17 protein-coding genes are annotated in these 23,242 nt (G+C 48.0%); 14 read left to right on the top strand and 3 right to left on the bottom strand.

Annotated features, from left to right (window positions below):
* Positions 1-30: 30 nt before the first annotated feature.
* A complete protein-coding gene (locus tag QZL66_RS06915) occupies positions 31-1,293 on the bottom strand; it encodes a GmrSD restriction endonuclease domain-containing protein (RefSeq protein ID WP_022411004.1) in 1,263 nt (420 codons plus the stop codon).
* A 429-nt stretch (positions 1,294-1,722) separates the two neighbouring features.
* On the opposite strand from QZL66_RS06915, the gene QZL66_RS06910 reads away from it, so the two are divergent.
* The 13 genes from QZL66_RS06910 to QZL66_RS06850 all read left to right on the top strand — a co-directional run bounded on the left by QZL66_RS06910 (position 1,723) and on the right by QZL66_RS06850 (position 19,857).
* Positions 1,723-6,288: a leucine-rich repeat protein gene (locus tag QZL66_RS06910; RefSeq protein WP_022411003.1), complete on the top strand. Its 4,566-nt coding sequence runs from the start codon at positions 1,723-1,725 to the stop codon at positions 6,286-6,288.
* Positions 6,281-6,793 (top strand): class D sortase, encoded by a 513-nt coding sequence (locus QZL66_RS06905; protein ID WP_293601927.1) that lies wholly within the window; start codon positions 6,281-6,283, stop codon positions 6,791-6,793. The genes QZL66_RS06910 and QZL66_RS06905 overlap by 8 nt, the downstream gene beginning before the upstream one ends.
* Before the next feature lie 245 nt (positions 6,794-7,038).
* The gene (locus QZL66_RS06900; RefSeq protein WP_022411001.1) at positions 7,039-7,839 is read left to right on the top strand and encodes a class I SAM-dependent methyltransferase; all 801 of its coding nucleotides are present in this window, start codon (positions 7,039-7,041) and stop codon (positions 7,837-7,839) included.
* Complete coding sequence (locus QZL66_RS06895) at positions 7,836-8,486, top strand: L-2-amino-thiazoline-4-carboxylic acid hydrolase (protein ID WP_022411000.1); 651 nt, start codon at positions 7,836-7,838, stop codon at positions 8,484-8,486. Before QZL66_RS06900 ends, QZL66_RS06895 begins: the two co-directional genes overlap by 4 nt.
* A gap of 198 nt (positions 8,487-8,684) precedes the next feature.
* On the top strand, positions 8,685-9,101 hold the full coding sequence (locus QZL66_RS06890) for a hypothetical protein (protein WP_022410999.1): 417 nt from the start codon (positions 8,685-8,687) through the stop codon (positions 9,099-9,101).
* A 24-nt stretch (positions 9,102-9,125) separates the two neighbouring features.
* A complete protein-coding gene (locus QZL66_RS06885) occupies positions 9,126-9,347 on the top strand; it encodes an LPXTG cell wall anchor domain-containing protein (protein WP_369677368.1) in 222 nt (73 codons plus the stop codon).
* Positions 9,348-9,667: 320 nt separating this feature from the next.
* Entirely contained in the window at positions 9,668-10,084 is a 417-nt protein-coding gene (locus tag QZL66_RS06880; RefSeq protein WP_293601926.1) for a hypothetical protein, read from the top strand.
* Positions 10,085-10,351: 267 nt separating this feature from the next.
* Positions 10,352-12,487, top strand: a complete 2,136-nt coding sequence (locus QZL66_RS06875; protein WP_022410998.1) for a family 16 glycosylhydrolase — start codon at positions 10,352-10,354, stop codon at positions 12,485-12,487.
* Positions 12,488-12,666: 179 nt separating this feature from the next.
* Positions 12,667-14,211 (top strand): leucine-rich repeat domain-containing protein, encoded by a 1,545-nt coding sequence (locus QZL66_RS06870; protein WP_022410997.1) that lies wholly within the window; start codon positions 12,667-12,669, stop codon positions 14,209-14,211.
* 59 nt (positions 14,212-14,270) lie between these two features.
* On the top strand, positions 14,271-14,615 hold the full coding sequence (locus tag QZL66_RS06865) for a leucine-rich repeat domain-containing protein (RefSeq protein ID WP_022410996.1): 345 nt from the start codon (positions 14,271-14,273) through the stop codon (positions 14,613-14,615).
* Between the two features lie 72 nt (positions 14,616-14,687).
* Positions 14,688-17,285 (top strand): leucine-rich repeat protein, encoded by a 2,598-nt coding sequence (locus QZL66_RS06860; RefSeq protein WP_022410995.1) that lies wholly within the window; start codon positions 14,688-14,690, stop codon positions 17,283-17,285.
* A gap of 179 nt (positions 17,286-17,464) precedes the next feature.
* Positions 17,465-18,889, top strand: coding sequence for a dockerin type I repeat-containing protein (locus tag QZL66_RS06855; protein WP_022410994.1), 1,425 nt, complete (start codon positions 17,465-17,467; stop codon positions 18,887-18,889).
* Positions 18,890-18,903: 14 nt separating this feature from the next.
* The gene (locus QZL66_RS06850) at positions 18,904-19,857 is read left to right on the top strand and encodes a glycosyl hydrolase (RefSeq protein WP_022410993.1); all 954 of its coding nucleotides are present in this window, start codon (positions 18,904-18,906) and stop codon (positions 19,855-19,857) included.
* Positions 19,858-20,085: 228 nt separating this feature from the next.
* Here QZL66_RS06850 and QZL66_RS06845 read toward each other — a convergent pair whose 3' ends face one another.
* Together QZL66_RS06845 and QZL66_RS06840 are read right to left on the bottom strand one after the other, a co-directional pair.
* Complete coding sequence (locus QZL66_RS06845; protein WP_293601925.1) at positions 20,086-21,198, bottom strand: hypothetical protein; 1,113 nt, start codon at positions 21,196-21,198, stop codon at positions 20,086-20,088.
* Entirely contained in the window at positions 21,125-22,366 is a 1,242-nt protein-coding gene (locus tag QZL66_RS06840) for an alsin (protein ID WP_022410991.1), read from the bottom strand. The genes QZL66_RS06845 and QZL66_RS06840 overlap by 74 nt, the downstream gene beginning before the upstream one ends.
* A gap of 406 nt (positions 22,367-22,772) precedes the next feature.
* Here QZL66_RS06840 and QZL66_RS06835 point away from each other — a divergent pair.
* Positions 22,773-23,242: hypothetical protein (locus QZL66_RS06835; protein ID WP_293601924.1), on the top strand; the 470-nt coding region annotated here is incomplete at its 3' end.

Genomic DNA, 23,242 nt, shown 5'->3' with positions numbered 1-23,242 from the left:
GGTTCTGACAATTGTGATTTGTTTTGAATATTAGGTTTTCTTCTCGGAACTTTCATGATTAGCTGTATTGCTTTTTTCTCGGTTGCAATGTCTGTGTAATAGTTGAGCGTTTTCAATTGTTGTTTTGCCACCTTGTGAGAATGCAGTAATATGGTCAACTTCTGCATCATCAATGCTCAGGATTTCGTTATTGCACCATGGGCAAATATAGCCAGGATAAAAGAGTTCTTTTTTTATGCTTTCAGAAAATGTGCGCTTACTGTCATCGTTGCCATAGCTGCCTGTAATGTTTATAAGGAGATTGTAGACAGCTAAAATTCTTCCAAGCACTCTTTTTCTAGTTTGTGAAGCAACATATGTGTCATCGAGATACTGTGTATTATGCAATCGCAAATTCTCAATGGCTTCTCGTATTTCATCAGCATGAGCCATAAGATCGTGACTGCTAAAAAAAGAAAATGGAATGATGATAGAGTCATAGACCGAGCCACTGAATTTTGTCATAAATTTCTCGTTGTCTCTATTCACTGCTGAAAAAGCAGTGTTTCCGAGAATTTGCTTTATAATATCAATTGTTCTATTAAATAGGTTCTTGCAATAAGTGATTTCTGTATCATCAGCATTTTGGTGGGCGTACATATGGTTATTCATTGTTTGCATGAAATTTGTTTTATACTCAGAAAAGTTACGAAGTGCAAAAAAACGCAGGATTCTTTCTTGATATTGTTTTCTTTTGTTTTCATCATGAAACAGAGTCGGGAGATGCTTATTAGCTGCCAATTCTTCAATCATATCATTATAGCTGCCACGATAAATACAATTGCGGAGTTCTTGTGGCTTTAAAGATACCGAGCCTTGATTTAAACGAGCAAAAATCTCGTATTTTAATTCTTGGGACTCTTTTAAGATACAGATGGCACTTAACGATGAAGACTTCAGCTTTTTTTGAATGCTCTTCTCCATATCTTTAAAATATAGCCCGTTCAGTTCTTTCAATTCGCTAAGACCTGAAAGCGGAAATTTGTTCTCTAAATAATGTACAAATGAGGTGATTCGTTGTTGTCCATCAATTACACTCCATGTTTCATCATTTTCCTGACAAAGATAAATGGTTGGTATAGGGATACCAATTAGAATTGATTCGATGAGTTTTGAAGACTGTTTGGGTGAATACACGAAATCTCTTTGATAGTCTGGATTTGTAATAATGTCTCCATCATCAAACATTTCTCGAATTGTTGATAGCGGAAAATCCTTTTGTGTAGTATAGACAATTTTTTCAGCTGATATCATAAACAAGTTCCCTCCAGATTTAAAATGTTGCAGTGAAAATAAAAAAGTCATTCTCTTTTTATTTGCTACTATTTACATTATATTCAAAAAAATGATTTTGTCAAGAATTTCATTCGATTTTAAAGGTGAAATTATGACAAAAATCGAGAAACTTACAGTTACTTAGAATATTGGAATCAAGACATAATTTTAAAATTGTTTAAGCAATCGCTAATATGTAGGATGGGTCGAATACGCTAGAATCTTAGGATGGTTTTTTACTCCCGCAAATCAAAGGAATAGCGCATTCATCGATAGCACTGAAATGTTATGATTTGTTGTATAATCTCTGCTGAATATTTGATTTTTTCTTGACACCAAACGGACGGGTGTGATATAATAGAGATATCGCAGGTGTGTGACACACCTCAAACAAAAAGGAGGCATATTGTGAAGAAACAGTGGAAACGGCTGGCTGCCCTTTTGTCGGCAGCGGTCATGGCAGCGGGAACGCTGCTGTATTTCCCGAGCGGAACGCTGCAAAATATCCGGTGGGAGATTGCTGCGAATGCGGAGAATGCGGATGCAGGGAATACGGGTTCAGTGACGTGGACAAAAACAGAAGATGACGGTCTGGTTTGGACACTGTATGACAACGGAGCACTGACCATCAGCGGTACAGGCGCAATGAGAGATTACGCTTATAATGATAAAAGTCCTGTATACGGGGATGCCAATATTACAAGTCTGGTGATCGAAGACGGCGTTACCAGAATCGGAAAGAATATGTGTTGGGGATGCAGCGGATTAGTCGATGTCATGATTCCTGATAGTGTCACTGAAATCGGCAGTTTTTCATTTGCCTGCTGCAGCAGTTTGCCCGGCGTTACAATTCCGGAAAGTGTCGATACCATAGGAACTTCTGCCTTTCAAAGCTGCACGAATTTGGAGCGTGTGACAATCCCAAACAGTGTAAAAAGTATCGGAACTTCCGCATTTCAGATGTGTACGGCCTTAACAAGCATCACAATTCCGGAGAGTGTTACGGATATCGGGGAAGATGCATTTATATGGTGCAGCAGTTTAGCCAGCGTTGAAATTCCGGAAGGTATTACAGATATCAGAAATGGAACATTTCGGGAGTGCAGCAGTTTAGAGAGTATTACGATTCCGAGCAGTGTGACAAATATCGATAGCTATTCTTTTTATCAATGTACTGGCTTGAAACATGTGACAATTCCAGATCGTGTTACCAGAATCGGACATGGTGTGTTTGCCGGCTGCACGAGCTTAGAGCGTATGACGATTCCGAACAGCGTGACCAGCATCGGAGGCGGTGTGTTTGAGGACTGCTCTGATTCACTGGCGATTACTGTTGTCTGCGGTACGGTACTGACAAAGGATGATTTTGAAGACCGGGCGGATTCGGTGACGATTATGCAGCACGACTTTGATGCCAACGGTTTCTGCCAGAACGACACCACCCACTATCAGCCGGCAGAGGATAGCGATGGCGACGGCACATACGAGATCTCCAACGCCGGTCAGCTGTACTGGTTTGCAGACAAGGTGAACAACGGTGAATACAGTCTGAACGCTGTCCTCACAGCGGATATCTCCGTCAATGAGGGCGATGTTTCCGGCTGTGACGGCAACAAGGCAGAAGGCTGGAGAGATTGGACACCCATTGGAAATGTTAGCAACATAGGAAATGTTAGCAACATATATTCTGGCACGTTCGACGGACAAGATCACACAGTCAGCGGATTGTACTTTAATGATGAAGACGCTGAGTATGTTGGTTTGTTTGGACGTTCATGTGGCAACATAAAAAATGTTGGCGTTGTTGATTCCTATTTCAAAGGAAATAATTTTGTGGGCGGTGTGTGTGGAAGCAATGACCGCACAATCACAAACTGTTATAATGCAGGGAATCTTACCGCTATTGAGTCATCTGCTGCTATAGGCGGTATATGTGGACAAAATAGTGGCACAATCGCAAACTGTTATAACACAGGAACTGTTACCGCTACCGGCTCAAGAGCTTCTGTGGGTGGTGTGTGTGGTTCCTGTATTGCATCAATTTCAAATTGCTATAACACAGGAACTGTTACTGCTAGCTCAGGTGCTGATATAAGCGGTATATGTGGATACAATATTGGCCCAATCACAAATTGCTACTACCTCGCAGACACAGAAGATGAAAATGGCGGCAAAACCGCAGAACAGTTCAAGAGCGGTGAAGTCGCTTACCTGCTGAACGGCAGCAAGTCCGAGGGCGACACGGTACACTTCTACCAGATCATCGGCAAGGACAAAGCACCGGTTCTGGACAGCACTCACGGGGTGGTTTACAACGGAACGACCTGCACCGGCATTGTGTACTATACCAATGATAAACGCAAGACGGCTGAAAGTCATGCTTGGGACGAAAACGGTTTTTGTAAAAACGATTCTGCGCATTACCAGCCTGCAATATATAGTTATAGTAATGTTGCATACGAAATCTCTAATGCCGGAAATCTCTATTGGTTTGCGGAGCAGGTGAACAAGGATAATAAAAATTTTTGCAATTCAAACGCTGTCCTCACTGCGGATATCACCGTAAACGAGGGGGATCTTGCAAGCTATGCCGGCACGAGCGAAAATGATTGGAGAACATGGACACCAATTGGCCGTGACAGTTCTAAGATTTACAGCGGGATATTTGACGGACAGGGACACGTTATTCGGGGGCTTTATTTGAATGACAGCACGGCGTCATATATTGGCATTTTCGGTGTGGCTAAAGGCAGCGAAATCCGGAATGTCGGTCTGGAAAATTCCTATTTCAGCGGGGACAAGAATGTTTCCGGTATCTGCGGAGAAAATATCGGAACTATCCAAAACTGTTATGATGCCGGCACGGTAAAGGGTAACGCCTATATTGGCGGGATAGCTGGCTGTAATTATAGGACAATTGCAAACTGCTACAGCATCGGAACCATTGTGGGCACAAGCGAAGTTGGCGGGATAACTGGCGGAAATCAGGAAACGATTGCAAACTGCTATTACCTCGCTGACAGTGAAACTGATGATTTGGACGGCACGACTGCCAAAACCACCGAACGGTTCCAAAGCGGCGAAGTCTGTCACCTGCTGAATGGCGACCAGTCCAATATCGCTTTCTACCAGAATCTTTCTACCGAAAAATACCCCACACTGAATGCCGATTCCAAGCAGGTTTGCCGTCTGGAACTGACCTATGACGAGAGCTTCGGCGAGGATGCGAAAACGAAGACTTCCTACCACAATTCCGGCGACAAGCTGGAGAAATCTCCGGATAAGGCGTACGTCTACCAGTATTTCAAGGGTGGGGAACAGCTTGCCGAAAGCGATACGCTGACTGGTGACACTGCGATCACCGTCAAAAAAGTGCCGGTGGAGATCGTGCTCTCTGAGGGTGTGAGCGACACCATGAAACTGACTTATCAGCAGGAAATCGCACCGCTGGATCTGACTCTGTTTGTGGAAAACCTTGATGTTCTAGGCAGCATTCAGTTTGCATTGGACGAGGACGGCACTCTGCCGGAGGGCTTGACGCTGACAGAAGATGGCGTGCTTTCCGGCACACCGGAAAAGGCTGCCGAAAAGGTACAGACGAAGCTGCTGCTGACAGCGAAAAACGGCGCAACCAAGGGAATGGAACTGACCTTCTGCATTGCCAAGGCGAACCCGGCGGTTGAAGTGACCGTGGACGGCGATATCCACACCGAGGGCGACCTTGTGAGTGAACTGAAGCTGATTCTCAGCGGAAACAGTACCAAGGGTCTGGCAAAAATTATTAGCGAGATCAAAGCACTGGCTGCCGGTGAAAACAACCTGATGTGGGAGTTTACCCCGGAGGACAGCGACAATTACAACGTTGTGACCGGCACGGTTGTCGTAAATGCACAGACCACAACTACCACAACAACTACTACCACCACGACAACAACGACGACTACTGCAAACGAAACAACTGCAACGACCAAGGCAACGACGACCACCAGCGAAACGACTTCCGCAACCAAGGCAACAACAGCCACCAGCGGAACAACCTCCGCAACCAAGACAACGACGACAACCAGCGGAACGACTTCTGCAACCAAGGCAACGACGACAACCAGCGGAACAACTGCAACGACCAAGGAAACGACTACCACCAGCGGAATAACTTCCACAACCAAGGCAACAACAGCCACCAGCGGAACAACTTCCACAAACAAGGCAACAACAGCCACCAGCGGAACGACTTCCACAACCAAGGCAACGACTACAACCTGCGGAACAACCTCCGCAACCAAGGCAACGACTGCCACCAGCGGAACAACCTCCGCGACCAAGGCAACAACAGCCACCAGCGGAACAACTTCCACGACCAAGGCAACGACGACAACCAGCGGAACAACTTCCACAACCAAGGCAACAACAACCACCAGCGGAACAACTTCCACGACCAAAGCAACGATGACAACCAGCGGAACGACTTCCACGACCAAGGCAACGACTGCCACCAGCGAAACATTTTCCGCAACCACAAATCCCACTTCTTCCATAACAGAATCCAACACAGAAACCTCCACAACACCGACGACACACACCGCCGAATCCGAAACCGCAGAAACCACGCTGACCACAACATCGGATACCACGAGCGTGACCAACATTGCAGACGAAGATCTTTGCAGCTGGGCGATCAACGATTACCAGAAGAAAACCGGTGTCACGCCGGCAAATGCAGAAATCACCGCACGCTCGGAGAATGCTTGCGAGATTACGCTGACCGACGAAAACGGCAATGTACTGGACGTTTACACCGTTGACCCGAAAACCGGTACTGGTACGGATTCCTCCAACGCAGAAGTTAACCTGCCTCAGACCGGAAACAACTCCATGACAAACTGGCTCCTGTGCGTGGGTGCGGTACTGTTCATAGGTTTCGGATTCGGTGCAGTAAAGGCGTCGGGTGTCCTCAAGCGTAAAGAAGATGCGTAAGACCAAAAAGCAGTGGGCGATGTTTCTCTCAGGACTCATTGCAGTTCTGATTGGTGTCAGCATCCTTGGATTTTTCGGTGTCCGAAAGTGTTATCGACTTTACCAAAAGAAGATATTGCTCGATAATAATCCTGTTGTGGAAATTGCAGATCTAGACATCAAAGCCCCTATTTTAGAGGGCACTGATAACGAAACGCTTTCCAAAGCGACAGGGCATTTCAAGGACAGCGGGGACTTCGGCGAGGGCAATTATTGCATTGCCGGACACAGTAGCACACTGTACAAAGAATATTTCAACAACCTGAAAAACGTCGAGATCGGCATGGAGATCACGCTGTATGACAAGCAAAAGCAGGCGTATCATTACACTGTGACTGAATGCAAAATCGTTGATCCGGATGACGTCTGGGTGCTTGACGATTTCGGCGATGACAGAATCACTATCATCACCTGCACCGATGACGGAACGCAGCGGCAGGTCGTGGTGGGACTGCTGAACGATTAGCGTTTTTTCACGGTATCTCAAAGAAAACAGCTCGGAATTCCGCAATAGGATTCCGGGCTGTTTGTTTTGCAGCGGGGGACACGTGAATTTCTTGTTGAAAATGGTTGTAATTGCAGTGGTAATATGGTATAATAGAAGTAATTGAAATTCACAACTCTATGAACCGCTGCTTTCGTGCGGCTTTTTCAATGGGTTGTGGTTAGCATTCTCTAACTATAGAGATGGAAAGGGAGCGTTGCATTGATATGGCTGAAACAATAACACTTTCCGGCGTGCCGGAAACCATGCTGCAAACGGTATATGCCCGTGCCAAGGAGAGCGCAGGGCGTGGCGTGATTCAAGACAAAAAAGCGGAGGAGATCATTGGCAAACTCCACTATGATTTTTCCCTTGCGGACAAGGATTCCGCCATGCACAGCGGTGTCATCGCCCGCACACTGGTGCTCGACCAGCTGGTGGGGGCATGGCTCGCCAAAAATGCCGGTGCAGTAGTCGTCAACATCGCCTGCGGACTGGATACCCGATGCTATCGCATGCAGGGGTATTCGCACTGGTACAACTTGGATTTGCCACAGACGATTGCTGTGCGGGAACAGCTGCTGCCGGAGAACGGCACGATTTCGCAGATTGCCATGTCTGCCATGGATGACTGGGGCAGCAAAATCACAGAGCAGGATATGCCGGCACTGGTAATCATCGAGGGTCTGACCATGTACCTGTCCGATGCAGATGTGAAGAAGATTTTTGCGGTGATCTCAAAGCGGTTTGAAAAAGCTGCTGTAGCGGTTGAGATCATGAATCCGGCTGTTGCAAAACGATTCAAGGAGAAGTCCATTGAGGGCAGTCGTGCAAAATTCACATGGGGCATAAAGAGCGGAAAGGCATTGGCAGCGCTTTTGCCGGACTTTCGGTTTGCTGAGGAACACTCCCTGACCGAGGGTATGGCAGCATTTCTGCCGATTTACAAGCTGCTGGAGAAGATCCCATTTGTGCGGAATATTTCCAACAAGATCGTGGTTCTTGAAAAATGGGGGAATGCAGAATGAAATACATGGGGATGCCACTGGGAATGTGGGCGCTGTTTGCCGGATCGTTTCAGAAACAGCTGACAGCCACATTCGGTTACGATGTGCAAACGGCAAAAGCCATCACCAAACACGCAAAGCCAAAATATCAGGAGATTATCCGTGAGCTGCCGGAGTTTGAAAAGGCGGATCGTTTCAAGATGAATGTTGTCAATACTGCAATGCTGGGCGCATTCGTTCTGTCCATGCCGGAACGGCCGGATGTGGAGAAACTGACGGAATACTACGCAGACGCCATGATGACAAAGCTGATGCGGTGGTTCTGCCGCAAGAGCGGGAGAAAGAAGTTCACCGAAAAGGATATCGCCGGAATGAAATCCACAGCTGCACTGAAAGCCGCCGACCGCAATCCGTACTCTTGGAATATGGAGTTTTATGAGTACCCCGACGGCAGCGGTTATGAGGGGCGCTTTACCGAATGCGGTATCTGCGTTTTGATGAAAAAGCTGGGATTGTATGATCTCACTCCGGCACTATGTCATCTCGACTATACCATGAGTGAGGCGAGTGGCGTGACGAATTTCGTGCGGGAATACACGCTTGCCTCCGGAGGTCCGTACTGCGACTGCGGATATCACAAGAAGAATTTCGGGGACGGATTCCAGTGATTTTAGACAATAAGAACCTGTCTTCACAAGCGTATACACGTGCCTTTTCGGCAAATTTTATTGCATCCTGCGTGAAAAATACTTGCCGGGCGACAGCCCGCCTGCGTATTTTTGCCTTGTCTGCAACAAAATTATGCTCGAAAATCCACATATATTTCTTGTGAAGACAGGTCCTAAATTTTAGCATAGGAGGTTCTCATGGCATTTTCTTTGAAGAAACTGACGCCGAAACAACAGGAACAGTTTGTGCGAAAACAAATCGAAAACCCGCTTTCTCCTGCCCTTGGGGTGCTCCATCCCAGTGCGTGCATTGCAGACACCGAGAAAGATGTGATTTTTGTGGCAATCGGAACCCATCGGGATTATCCGGATGAGGAACTGTTCTTTTTGCATTGGAGGGCGTGGGAGATGATCCTGCCGCTGAGAAAAGAGAACAGATTGCCCAACACCAGAGTTTGGAGTCTGAACACATCGTGGGAGAATCCCATCCAATCCGTGCCGGATGAAATACAGCCGCAGATCATGGCGGATCTGAAAGAGATATTAGACGTCTATCGGGTGGATGGAACAAGGAATCCGGATAATTTGTCTGTGGAGATTTTGTATGACTTTTGAGAACACACGGAGGAAGCTTGCGAGATTACGCTGACCGACGAAAACGGCAATGTACTGGACGTTTACACCGTTGACCCGAAAACCGGTACTGGTACGGATTCCTCCAACGCAGAAGTTAACCTGCCTCAGACCGGAAACAACTCCATGACAAACTGGCTCCTGTGCGTGGGTGCGGCACTGTTCATGGCATTCGGATTCGGTGCAGTAAAGGCATCTGGTATCTTCAAACGGAAAGAGGATGAGTAAGACCAAAAAGCAGTGGATGTGTTCCTTTTGAGACTGACTGCTTCCAAAACAGCAGGACATTTCAGGGACAGCGGAAACAGTAGCACACATTGAAAATACGTACTCTGAAAACGTGTGAAAAGCCCGATATATCGCAGTTTTGCGGTATATCGGGCTTCCTTTTTTCAAGAAAACCAGCAAGTTTAAATTGATTTTTTTACCAAAAAAGTAATATGCGCACTTGAACTTTTCGACAAATTGTGATATAATTACAGTAAATCATCAATCGCATTGAAAACAACGGATATGTCGAAGATATAAAAATACTGATGAGCCGCCATTTGACAAGCCATACGATACTGGATTCATTATACAGCGGCGAAATCGCAGAAACCGCAATAGATTGCTGTGCAATGAGAAATTATGTTTCCATAACAGAAGCAACCGATGAGATTGAGCGGCTCTGCCTATGGATGAAAAAACGTGGACTGAATGAAGGAGTTCCAAACCATGAACTGATAGATGAATCCGGCAACGTGATAGGAATCTTGGATTTGGCATGGCCGCAGGGAATACAAAACGGACTGAGCGAGCGTATTGCCATATTGCTAAATGAAACAGCAGATGTCCAGGCAACAGTAAGCAAATATGGTTACCGCTATTATACAAGTATTGAAGAATTCAAGGAATATATAAGAACCCGTCTTCACAAGCGTATACACGTGCCTTTTCGGCAAATTTTGCTGCATCCTGCGTGAAAAATACTTGCCGGGCGACAGCCCGCCTGCGTATTTTTGCCTTGTCTGCAACAAAATTATGCTCGAAAATCCACATATATTTCTTGTGAAGACAAGTTCTAACTTCAACATTTGCTTGATTGCAATGAAAACGTTTTTCATTACCCTCCACAGATTGATTTTCTTCCAAAAGCAAGGTGCCACGCTTGCGCTTTTCCACATGTTATGCTATAATCATAATAAATCATTTGTGAATCACAAATCACGGCTCAAACAGGAGATAAACCGATGAAGATAAAACCATTGATATCCATTCTGGCAGCGACAGCAATCGCATGCACTTCCCTTGCCTTTTCCCCATTGGCAGCCAGCGAAATTCCCATCTCCGCAGAAACAGCACAGGCGACCGATGCTGTGTTCTACGACGACTTTTCCAGTGGAACACTGGATCCTGACAAGTGGCTTGTTGCATACAAGAACTGGGGCGGGAAGGTCACAGAGAACGGGGAAAAAGTCGACTATAACGGCGGTGTCCTCCCCCAGAATGTCTCTGTGCAGAACGGAAAATTGATTTTGACCGGAAACGGAAACCTCTACCAGGGAGCGCTCAAAGGCGTCAACAAAGATGGCTCCCGGCGTGCAGACGGAAAGCGGACGGGGGCAGCGATTGCGACGAAGGAATACTACGCCTCGGGAAGTTATGAAGTCGTGGCAAAGGTTTCTCCGGAGCTTGGCGCCTGCTCTGCAATCTGGACGTTTGAATACGAGGAAGATTGGGACACTGGCGAGATCACCAACCACGAAATTGACATTGAGATGCCCGGCAGACCCAGTGCGGAAAAAACAAATCAAAGTTACCGGTATGCGCTGTGCAACACTTGGGTCGGCGAAAATGAGGGCGAATACAAAACCGGCTATACGGACATTGGCGTCAATCAGGCAGACGGCGCATTTCACAAATATCGGTTTGACTGGCATACTGGTAACGAAAACGAAGAGCCAAGAGTGGAATTTTATTTCGACGATGTGCTGACCTACACCGCAAAAGAATCCATTCCCACCAACGCCGGCAGACTGTGGATCGGGCTGTGGTTCCCGAACGGCTGGGCAGGAACGCCGGACTTTGACACCTCCGATTTTGAGATCGACTCCGTAAAGATCACGCCGTTTCACGAGAGTGGCGACACGGCGCAAAATGAGACCTATCCGGAGGACGGCTGGGGCAGCCTTGAAGATATCTCTCACAGCACTTCGGTGCAGGGCGATGTCAATGCCGACGGAACATTTGACATTACAGATATCGTGCTTTTCCAGAAATGGCTTCTCGCTGTTCCGGATACAAAGCCCTCCGACTGGAAAGCTGCGGACTTCTGCGAAGACGGGAATCTGAACGCTCTTGACCTTTGTGCCATGCGGCAGGAACTGACTTCCGGCAACACATCTCCCGCCAATCAGGTCTATGTGAAAAATACAGAGGAGCTGAAAACTGCTCTTGAAACTGCAAAGGCAGGCGATGAGATCATTCTCACCGAAGGCGACTATGTTTACAGTGGCGCAACGCCAAAGGGATACATGTTCACCAGTTCCGCAGACGGAACCGAAAAACAGCCGATCGTGATCCGCTCCGAGAATCCCGAAAAACCTGCTGTCCTCTCCGGCTCCTCCACTGCGGAAAACTATGTGTTTTCCATCTCCGGCGACTGGTGGGAAATTCGGGATCTAAAGGTCACGAATGCCCAGAAAGGCATCATGCTGGACAACGCCAATCACACAAAGATTCTGAACTGTGAGGTGTACAATATTGGTTCCGAGGGCATTCACCTGAGAGATAACAGTTCCTATTGTCTGATTGAAAATTGCAGCGTCCATGATACGGGGGTAGTTTCTCCGGGATATGGCGAGGCAATCTACGTTGGCAGCGCCCAGAGCACCACCGAATACGGCTACGACTGTCATTACAACACCATAAGAGACTGCAAGCTTGGGCCAAACGTCGCAGCGGAACACGTTGACATCAAGGAATACACCATTGGAACAACGGTGGAAAACTGCACCTTTGACGGAACGGGAATGAGCGGGGAAAATTACGCCAAGAGCTTCGTCAACATCAAGGGCAACGACTGCATCATCCGAAACAACGTCGGCTATCGAAATGGCTGCACCGCAATCCAGCGTGCATTCGAACAGAACAATGTGGTGGATGGCTGGGGACAGAATGCCTCGGTATACGGCAACAAGGTCTATATGGACACTGCGACCAATGCGCTGGGCAAGAAAATGTATTTCTTAAACGCATGGGACTGCTCCGCCACTGTCTGGGACAACTTCATGGCTTACGAGGGTGAACTTTTCTCCATAGATAACGAAGACGACCAGTGGGATTATTACAACTGCAACCTGCTCACCTACGGAAGCGGCAGCTGAGGCAGCGAAGCATAAAACCAATCCAATTAGAACCGATGGGATGTGTTCTCTAGGGGCAATGGTAGCCCGGCAGAACGAAGCATCTTGTCGGTTCTTTTTATTTTTGAACTGCCGCTAGAAACCGTTTGTAAAATATGATACAATGGACATATGAAAATTCAGTCGAAAGGATGAGAAATATGGCAGAACCCCTACGCCCCTGCCAAACGGACGAAAGCTCCGCCTGCAAAGACTGCGGACAAGTTTCCCCCATCGCCGACTTCGAAATCGAGGACGGCGTACTAAAGAAGTACCTCGGAAATGCCGAAACTGTTGTGATTCCGGCGGGAGTAACAAGTATCGGGAAAGGTGCATTTGCGCGGTGTGAATCCCTCAAATCAATTCATATTCCGAATGGGGTAACAAGCATTGAGGCGTTTGCGTTTTATCATTGCTCCGCACTCACCTCCGTTCATATTCCGGATGGTGTGACCAGCATTGGATATGAGGCATTTTCTGACTGCAAAGCACTCCCCGCAATCGAAATTCCGGATAGCGTCACGAGCATTGGATATGGTGCGTTTTCCGGATGCCGTGCACTTGCTTCCATTCATATTTCAGAAGGGATCACCAGAATTGATGCGGATATCTTTCAAGACTGCAAAGCACTTCCCTCAGTTCACATTCCGGACGGGGTAACAAGCATTGGAGAAAATGCGTTTTCCGGATGCTGTGCACTTACTTCCGTTCATATTCCAGACGGTGTCACAAGCATTGGGGAAAATGCGTTTTATCATTGCTCTGCACTTTCCTCCATTCATATTCCGAACGGGATAACAAGTATCGAGGATGAAACGTTTTCTGAATGCAAGGCACTTACCTCCATTGAGATTCCGGACGGCGTGACACGCATCGGGGAATCTGCGTTTTATCACTGCTCCGCACTCACCTACGTTCACATTTCGGACAGTGTCACAAGCATTGGATATGAGGCATTTTCCGGATGCCATGCACTTCCCGCAATCAAAATTCCGGACAGCGTCACAAGCATTGGATGCTCTGCGTTTTACGAATGCCATGCACTTACTTCCATTCACATTCCGGAAGGGATCACCAGAATTGATGTGGATACATTTTACAACTGCAAAGCACTCACCTCAGTTCGCATTCCAGATGGCGTCACCAGTATCAACCCCTCCGCATTTTATGGCTGTGAAGCACTTTCCTCGATTCACATTCCGGACAGCGTGACAGTAATTGAAAATGAGGCTTTTTGGGGATGCTATGCGCTCTCCGCAATCGAAATTCCTGCCAGCGTCAAAGAAATTGGAAAACATGTGTTTCCTTCCAATACTGCCATCCGAAACAAATCATCGCTCACTATCCCGCCTATTCCCGAGTTCGAGATAGCACATGGCACATTGACCCGATATCTGGGACATTCTAATTCGGTTGTCATTCCAGACCATGTCACCCATATTGGGGATGGTGCATTTTGGGACTGTACATTCCTTACCGCAGTCAAAATTCCAGATGGCGTCACCAGCATTGGATATGATGCATTTTTAAACTGTGAAGCACTCACCGCAATTCGTATTCCGGATAGCGTCACCCGCATTGAAGATGAAGCGTTTCGGGGATGCAACTCGCTGAAATCTGTCAAAATCCCCAAAAGCGTTACATACATCGGAGATGATGCTTTTCCTCCTGCTACCAAAATCATCCGTGTTTCAGCAACGCCTTGAAACGTTTTTGCAAAGCACGGCATAAGCCCCATTCCAACGCAACAGAAAGGATGAGAAATATGAAAGAACCCCTACGCCCCCACCAAACGGACGAAAACTCCGCCCGCAAAGACTGCGGACAAGTTTCCCCCATCGCCGACTTCGAAATCGAGGACGGCGTATTAAAGGAATACCGCGGAGATTCTGAAACCGTTGTGATTCCGGATGATATCACTAGTATTGGGGATAATGCGTTTTGGAACTGCTCATCGCTTATCTCAATTCATATTCCGGACAGCGTCACAAGTATTGGAGATGAGGCATTTTTTGGCTGCGACTCGCTCGAATCCATCGAGGTTCCCAAAAGCGTCACACACATCGGAAGGAACGCGTTTCCCGTTGATGCAAAAATCATCCGTGTTTGAGCAATCTCTTGAAATCCCTTGAAAAATATGGTATAATCAATTTATCCAAATTCGACAGAAAGGACGAGAAAAATGGAAAAAATCCTGTGCGCCTATCAGGGCAGCGAATCCTACGCCTTTATCAGCTATTCTCACAAGGACAAGGGCGAAGTATTCCCCGTTATCCGTGCGATGCAGGAAAACGGGTACAATGTTTGGTTTGATGAGGGAATCACGCCAGCGAGCGAGTGGGACGACCACATCGCCAACCGCATTTTGAACGCCGAATTTTTCATTGCAATGCTGTCTCCAAATTATCTGGAATCCACCAACTGTATGGACGAATTGGAGTTTGCACGCAGCAAGGACAAAAAGCGGCTGATGATCTATTTGAAAAAGGCGACTCTGCCACCCGGGCCGGAAATGAGATTGAGCCGGCAGCAGGCGATTCTGAAATACCAGTATTCGGACTCCTCGTATTTCTATGACAAGCTGTTCCACAGCGACGGAATTGACATCTGCAAATCGCAGAGCATCCGGTTTTATTCCGGCGATGCCGCAGACAATGCGTTCGAGATCGAGAACGGCGTGCTCAAGAAATACCACGGCAATGCAAATGCCGTTGTAATTCCGGACGGGGTCACAAGCATCGGAGACTTTGCATTCCAGAACTGCGAGTCCCTCACTGCGGTCAAGATTGCAGACAGCGTCACCAGCATCGGCAATTTCGCATTCTGGGGATGCAGTGCCCTCGCTTCGGTCTACATTCCCGACGGCTTGACCAGCATTGGCGACGGCGCATTTCAGACATGCGACGCACTTGCTGCAATCGACCTTCCGGAAAGCGTCATGCATCTGGGAAGATGTGCGTTCCACACCAACACCAGAACCAGCACGCCCACACCAGCATCCGAACCCATGAATCAGGCGTGGAGTGAACCGGAACATGACGAGCCTGCTTTTCCTGAACCTCCCTGTGAACCAGTCTCCCCCATCACCGATTTCGAAATCGAAGACGGTGTGTTAAAGAAGTACCTCGGAAATTCTGAAATCGTTGTGATTCCGGAGGGAGTGGTGACGAGTATTGGGGATAGTGCGTTTCTTGACTGCAAATCACCTACCTCAATTTATATTCCGAATGGTGTCACTAGCATTGGAGAGGACGCATTTGAGAGGTGTGATTTCCTCAAATCAATTCATATTCCAGATAGTGTCACTAACATTGGAAGTTTTGCGTTCACTGATTGCAAATCACTCACATCAATCGTAATTCCAGATAGTGTCACTAGCATTGGAGAGGACGCATTTGAGGGGTGCAACGCACTTACTTCGATTCATATTCCAAACAGCGTAACAGAGATTGGAGATGAAGCATTTTTTGGATGCTATGCACTCTCTTCAATTGAAATTCCTGCCAGCGTTGAAAAAATTGGAAAACATGCATTTCCTCCCAATACTGCAATCCGAAACAAATCCTCGGTCATCATTCCTCCCATTTCTGATTTTGACATAGAGCACGGCACATTAAAGCGATATCTTGGAAAGTCTAACTCTATTGTCATTCCATCCAGTGTCGTCAGTATTGAAGATAGCGCATTTGCATTCTGCGACACACTTGCCTCAATCGAAATTCCAGATGGTGTCACTAGTATTGGAGATGAAGCATTTAAGTGGTGCAGATCACTCACCTCAATCGAAATTCCAGATAGTGTCATCAGTATTGGAAATAGCGCATTTTGGAATTGCAAAGCACTCACCTCAATCAAAATTCCAGATGGTGTCACCAGTATTGAACATTGCACATTTAAATCCTGCGAATCACTCACCTCAATCGAAATTCCAGACAGTGTCATCAGTATTGGAAATGAAGCATTTACGTTCTGCAAAGGACTCACCTCAATCGAAATTCCAGATAGTATCACCAGCATTGGAGATTGGGCATTTTGGGGATGTAACTCTCCCAAATTGGTTAAAATTCCAAGAAATGCTATTATCGGAGAGAGTGCTTTTCCTCCTGACACCGAAATCATCCGTGTTTCAACTGCGCCTTGTGAACCAGTTTCCCCCATCACCGACTTCGAAATCGAAAACGGTGTATTAGAGAAGTACCTCGGAAATTCTGAAATCGTTGTGATTCCGGAGGGAGTGGTAACGAGTATTGGGAATTATGCGTTTTGGGAATGCAAATCACTTACCTCAATTTATATTCCAGATGGTGTCACCAGTATTGGAAATGGCGCATTTAGTGGATGCGAAGCACTCACCTCAATCAAAATTCCGGACAGTGTCACAAGCATTGGAAATTACGCATTTGCGCGATGCGAAGCACTCACCTCAATCGTAATTCCAGATAGCGTCACTAGTATTGAAGATAGCGCATTTTGTGGATGCGAATCACTTACCTCAATTGAAATTCCAGATAGTGTCACAAGTATTGGAAATGAAGCATTTGAGTTCTGCGAAGCACTCACCTCAATCGTAATTCCAGATAGCGTCACTAGTATTGGAGATGAAGCATTTGCGTGGTGCGAATCACTCACTTCAATCGAAATTCCAAATAGTGTCACAAGTATTGGAGATAGAGCATTTTTGGGGTACGAATCACTACTCAAATCCATCAAAATTCCAAAAAGTGTCACGCACATTGGAGAAGACGCTTTTCCTCTTGACGCCGAAATCATCCGCATCTAACCCCAACTCCCCATTCCAAAAAGCTTCCGGCGTCCCTCCCCGCTGGGAGCTTTTGGCTTTTCGGCGCACAGCATTTTCCGAAAAAATATTCCCGCTTTCTTGATTCTTTCCACCCCATGTGATATAATGAAAGTACAAAGAGTCTACGCTGACTCACGACAATTGGAGTTGATTGATTTATGAAAAAAGGAATTGCACTGCTCTGTGCGCTGCTCCTGTCCACGACTGCCCTCCCCCAGACCACGGCGTTCGCTGCGGAAACGGACACCGCAGCATCCGGCGACCTCAACGCCGACGGCGAATTTTCCATCGCTGACGTGGTGCTGCTCCAGAAAAAGCTGCTGACAGTGCCGGACACGGTGCTGGCGGACTGGCAGGCGGGCGACCTCTGCGCAGACGGCAAGCTGGATGCGCTCGATCTCGGTGCAATGCGGCAGACGCTGACCGCTGCACCGCCGGAAACACCGGATGCCCCCGACGCACTGGAACAGCTGCGTGGCATGGACTACGAAACGGCGGTTGCCAAGGGCTACATCGCAAGAGCGGAGTACAACTACCAGATCTCCGGCGCACTCAAACAGACCGCAGAGGAGGCGCTGGGACGTGCGCTGGACTATTCCATCGACCGGTTCTACCTCGTCAGCAATGACGCCCTCGGACTGGACGACAGCACCCGATACCTGTACCACTCCGGCACGGGAACGGTGTTCCCCATCACGGAGGAAACCAGAATGAACTGCGCCACCTGGTACTGGAAGGGCAGCAAGGCTGCGCTCTACGGTATCGACGACAACGAGGAAGTACAGAACGAATTCCTCGACGCCATGGAGTTCTACGGCGTCACGGAGATCTATTATTCCAGCGGTGCCAACAAGCTGGTGAATCGGGCGGACACGGTGGCAACCTTTGTCAAGAACGCCTATGCCAGAAACATGAAAGTCTACCTGCTGACCGGCGAAAAAACATGGCTGTACGAGGACACCTATGATACCGCCATCTATCGTGTCTTTGACCGTGTGGAGGAGTACAACAGCATGGTAGATGCCGACGCCAGACTTGCCGGCGTATCCTATGACGTGGAGGTCTGGACGAACTCCAGCTTCGACTGGAAGAACAACAGCGATTCCAGAAAACAGCAGGTCAGGTTCATCGAAACGGCACAGCAGTACGCCGATTCCAAGAACCTCTCCGTTTCCTATTGTCTGCCGTTCTGGATCGCGCGGTACGACTATACCGATGATGACGGCAGCACCCGAAACGTCTACGATGCCATCACCAGCATTGCAACCAGCACCATTCTCATGGCATATCGGGACACGCCGGCTGCCGTGGAAAAACTGGTGGCGGAAACCCAGACCAACGCTGACAACTCCGCCCTGTATTACAACGAGAAGAACGGCTGCAATCTGGAAATCGGGGTACAGGCAGACAAGAGCAAGGAGGGCGACTACGTCTCTTTCTATGAGGAGGAGCTGGAGAAGCCCGGTGCAGTCGCAGCAGCCATTGCACAAATGCAGTCCGATCTGGCGGAGCACCGATTCCACACCACCTACGCCATTCATCAGGCAACCGCCCTGTACGAATTCTATCTTTCCACAAAATAAGGGAGGTATCTGCAATGGCCCACCAAATTCCCGTCAATCCGCATGCAACCCCAGAAGCAGCTGCCCTGCTCCGGTATCTCTGCCAGACCGCCGGAACTAAAATCATCGCCGGACAGCACACGCAGACCAATCCCATGGAGGAAGTCGCCTATCTCAAAGAGGTTACAGGACGCACGCCGAAACTATGCGGGTTTGAGCTGCTCTCCTACTCTCCCAATCTTCCGGACGACACTGCATCCGAACCGTGCCTGACGGAAATTCGGGAGAATCGTGGCACAGTAGACACGGCACTGCGCTGGGCAAAGGAGACAAACGGAATCGTCACACTGTCTTTCCACTGGTTCTCCCCCATCGGTGGAAAGGACAAGAGTTTTTACGCCGAAAACACCGATTTCGATGCGAAACAGATTCTGCATCCTGGCACGCCGGAGCGTGCTGCATTCTTTCACGATCTGGATGCCATCGCAGTTCAGCTGAAGCGCTTTCAGGCGGAGAACATCCCCGTGCTGTGGCGGCCATTCCACGAGTCGGACGGCACTTGGTTCTGGTGGGGTGCCAAGGGACCGGTGGTTGCCAAAGAACTGTACCTGCTGATGTATGACTATTACACCAACCGCCACGCTCTGAACAATCTGCTCTGGGTCTGGAACTGCCGGCTGCCGGAGGGATACCCCGGAGATGACTTTGTGGACGTGGTATCCGTGGACATCTACCTGCCGGAATACCGTGCCACCGACTACGCCGAGGACTACCGGCAGCTCATCGCAGCCACCAGTTCCCACAAAGTTGCTGCCCTGGCGGAAGTGGGCATTGCGCCGGATGCTGCCATGCTCGCTGAAAGCCATATCCCGTGGGCGTATTTCATGACGTGGTCCAAGGAATTCTGCATCGGCGAAACGCACAACACCAAGCAGCAGTTCCGCAGCGTCTACCAGAGCGATAATGTCATTACGATGGAAGCGGAATGATTGTTTCTCTATTTTATGATACACGAAAAAGCAGGAGCACTTTTCTCAAAGTACTCCTGCTTTTTGCACCCTCCACACGGAGGGCGGTATTTGCCCAAACTCCATTATCGCATAATTTCAATCCACGCTCTCCAAACGGGAGAGACGACATTTCACCAATCGGTGACACTTTAGTATACCACAAAAGCGGCGAAATGTCAAATGAAACTGCTTTACCGACACCGGCTCTTACAGTCCCAGATCGTCGTAGATCTCTTCCTTTGTATCGTTTCTCGATGCAAATTCCTCGATATCCTCGACCATGGTAAAGTTGTCCAGGCTATAGGCATCGTCGTATTCCGGCTGAATCGAGATCTCAGTATATTCTCCATATGCGGTGTAGCAGCAAGCAGATATGCAATTCATAGAATACTGCGTTTTATCCCACGCATCATAGAACAATTTTGCAATGGGAACGCATATTTCCCGTCCCGTATTGCTCGAATAGAAATAATCCTCAAATTCCTGAACCGTATACGGAACCGCACTGCCCATAAATGCCACATCGCCGTTGCTGTCAAACAAAACATTGATGCTCATTTCTTCCTTGTCGCTCATTTCTTCCGTTTCTTCGTTATATATATCAGCGGAAACAGAATAGGTCTCGCAGTAATAATCATTTCCGTTTATGGTATCCTCACCGGAAGATACAAAGCTCCACTTCTCCGGCGAGAGATTTTGCGGAATTTCCGGAATACTTTCCGCAGGATAACCCACAGGATTCATGCGACGCTGTTCGCCGTTTTCATCCCAGCCATTCACATACCGATATGTTTTGGTCATGTTTTCAAGATTGACCAGCAAACCGCCAAAATCCCCTTTCATATCCTTACGTTTTTCAACAAGTTCATAGGTAGAAATCCACCAGGCCGTACCCGTATTGTATTCTTGTGAATTACCGATCACTTCAGCTGTTGCATGCAGATATTTTTCGCCTTTCACATCACGGGCAAACGTAAGCCCCTCACTGCCCTGCGTGATGGTGATCTTCTCTTCGTCTGCGATCTGGTTCAAAATATCCAGAAATCTCGTTTCCCCTTTTTTCGCCTTGTACACCTTTTCCGCAACAGGCATTTTTTCGCCATCCTCGCCAAGGGTAAATGAGGATGCACTCTTCTTAGCACCTTTTCCTGACTTCGAATCGGAAGAACCGCAGGCGGTAAGCGCCGTGCAGCAGATGGTGAGTGCTGCGAGCATTGCAATTGCTTTTTTCATCCCGAAAACTCCTTTAATCCATATTTGCCTTATAATATTGAGAATCCAAAGACCAGTCGCTGGAATCGGCCTTGTGAAGTTCCTCATACCGTGATCTACAGTACTGTTTGTACTGTTCCTCCCGCTCCTCTTGGGCAGCATATTCCGCCTCATTGCTTGCCGTCTGGTCATCCCGCCATCTCTGCAATTCTGCCATCTGCTGTTCCGCAGATGTTCCATATGACGAGGAGGAGCCGCCTCCCAGAAGATATGCACCGCCAAGCACCGCAGCAGCACAAATCCCCGCCACTGCCAGCGCTTCCTTGACGTCTACGGACTTGTAATAGCTGACAACGTTCAGTTCCATCTGATCGCCGCCGCCGTCCTCGGCAATTCCTGCCCCAAGATATTTTCCATTGGAATCGTATTCCACAAAATTCGTCTGACCCACAAGTGCGCCGTCCTGAAAATAGGCTTCCTCATAGTAAACGTCGTTGCCCTCCCACGATTTCCGGTAGAGCGTACCGTATCCATTTGGCTCACCCGCCGAAAAATCGCCGACGTATACGGTGGCGAACTGGTACAGCTCGTCATTTCTCGAAAACATCTGCATGCCGGAACCGCAGGGCAGGCCATACTGCCATTCGCCAGTGTACTGATATACGATGTTGTCCAGATGATTGGTGTAAATGTCTTTTCCCACAAAGGTGCCCTGTCCGGACGGCCCTGCACCTTTCCAGTAGCCGGTGTATTCGCCCTCACGGCTTCCAATCAGCACCGGAAAATTTTCCACATAATAAGAGGAGGCGGTACAGCTGTGCTGCATCCCGTTGTAGATCCGGCTTTGGAGTTCGTTCGCTGCCTCAATGTAAGTCGCTCTCTCTGGATCGTAATTCACAATGCGCTCTGTCGCCTTAATGAGGGAAATGCGGTACTCCAACAGTTCCCGACAAGCACTGCACTGGTCGGCGATGGCATCCAAGGAGAACTCCCCGCTGTCCGCTGTCTGCGATGAGTCGCCGTCGTCATAGGCGTAATCGTCGTCGTACGCATCATCGTAGTACTCGTCGTCATAATACTCATCGTCATAGTTTTCCGGATCTTCGAAATCACTCTCCGACTGCCCGCCCCGATTGGCAGACTGCCCCTTTGGTCTGACGCCGGACAAGCTGCGCTCCGCCACAGAACTGCTGGATTTTTCTTTTTCCGAACAGCCTGCCGCCGGCATGAGCATCGCAAAAGCCGTGACCAACGCCACAATTTTTTTGAGTTGCATGACATCTTCCTTTCCATTATCCCATCCCAAACAGTGCCAACCCCGCAGGCGCTCTTCCATCGTTTTCTTTCGTCATCCGCACTGAAAAATCTTTTTTCTTGTCATCATAAATTGTATTTTTTCGTTTATCTCTTGTTGATTTGGGACTTTCTCTTACATTTTACCTCAAAAAAAAAAAAAAAAACACAGTGAATAAAGTATTTCTCATCCGTAAATTTCGGGAAATATTGACACATTTCAGGATGCGTCGAAATATATATCCTATTTTTGAAAAATATACCGCATGAACTGCTCCGGTAAAAACAGAGGATGCCAGACTGCACTGCTTTGATTTTTCTGCAAGCTGTTGTGTTTCTCACGATTTCATGATATAATGGAAATAACTTCAAATTTAAGGAGAATTGCCATGAAAAAAATCATAGTTTGTTCCGTTTTCGATGCGTTTGAATACGTCATGGATCACTACTACCCTTACGGCATGGAGGATGTGTGCGCAAAGAACGATTGCTATGCGGTCATCTCCATTCAGGACAGCCACACCAAAGGGTTCGGCGTGCAGTTCCAGAAAAACGTCTTTTGCAAAGACGTGCTGACGCTGCTTTTCGATGATATTGTGACAGAGGTAGAGGGTGCCGTGCTGTTTCAGGACGCGATGGCAGACCGCATTCTCGACTTCGCCGATGCGAATCAGGAGGTTGATACCTTGCTGGTACACTGCTATGCCGGACAGTCACGTTCCAAAGCCGTGGGGAAATTCCTGTATGATGTCTACCATAAAAAATACCCGTCTCTTGCGCTGGAAACAGCAGAGACGGGCGTTCCGAATGAATATGTGTACGATGTGCTGGATGCTGCACTGCTGATCCGGCGGTTGCA

This window comes from Ruminococcus sp. CAG:330 (assembly GCF_000437175.1).
Classification (GTDB): Bacteria; Bacillota; Clostridia; order Oscillospirales; family Ruminococcaceae; genus Ruminococcus_C.
Note: the sequence above shows the minus strand (reverse complement) of the source record. Positions and strands in the feature narration are given on the sequence as shown.

Coding starts and splice junctions, on each gene's coding strand:
- QZL66_RS06905 (WP_293601927.1), top strand. CDS start 6,281: ATGCGTAAGACCAAAAAGCAGTGGGCGATGTTTCTCTCAGGACTCATT.
- QZL66_RS06865 (WP_022410996.1), top strand. CDS start 14,271: ATGAAAGAACCCCTACGCCCCCACCAAACGGACGAAAACTCCGCCCGC.
- QZL66_RS06855 (WP_022410994.1), top strand. CDS start 17,465: ATGAAAAAAGGAATTGCACTGCTCTGTGCGCTGCTCCTGTCCACGACT.
- QZL66_RS06840 (WP_022410991.1), bottom strand. CDS start 22,366: ATGCAACTCAAAAAAATTGTGGCGTTGGTCACGGCTTTTGCGATGCTC.
- QZL66_RS06890 (WP_022410999.1), top strand. CDS start 8,685: ATGGCATTTTCTTTGAAGAAACTGACGCCGAAACAACAGGAACAGTTT.
- QZL66_RS06870 (WP_022410997.1), top strand. CDS start 12,667: ATGGCAGAACCCCTACGCCCCTGCCAAACGGACGAAAGCTCCGCCTGC.
- QZL66_RS06900 (WP_022411001.1), top strand. CDS start 7,039: ATGGCTGAAACAATAACACTTTCCGGCGTGCCGGAAACCATGCTGCAA.
- QZL66_RS06860 (WP_022410995.1), top strand. CDS start 14,688: ATGGAAAAAATCCTGTGCGCCTATCAGGGCAGCGAATCCTACGCCTTT.
- QZL66_RS06850 (WP_022410993.1), top strand. CDS start 18,904: ATGGCCCACCAAATTCCCGTCAATCCGCATGCAACCCCAGAAGCAGCT.
- QZL66_RS06845 (WP_293601925.1), bottom strand. CDS start 21,198: ATGAGGAACTTCACAAGGCCGATTCCAGCGACTGGTCTTTGGATTCTC.
- QZL66_RS06895 (WP_022411000.1), top strand. CDS start 7,836: ATGAAATACATGGGGATGCCACTGGGAATGTGGGCGCTGTTTGCCGGA.
- QZL66_RS06915 (WP_022411004.1), bottom strand. CDS start 1,293: ATGATATCAGCTGAAAAAATTGTCTATACTACACAAAAGGATTTTCCG.
- QZL66_RS06875 (WP_022410998.1), top strand. CDS start 10,352: ATGAAGATAAAACCATTGATATCCATTCTGGCAGCGACAGCAATCGCA.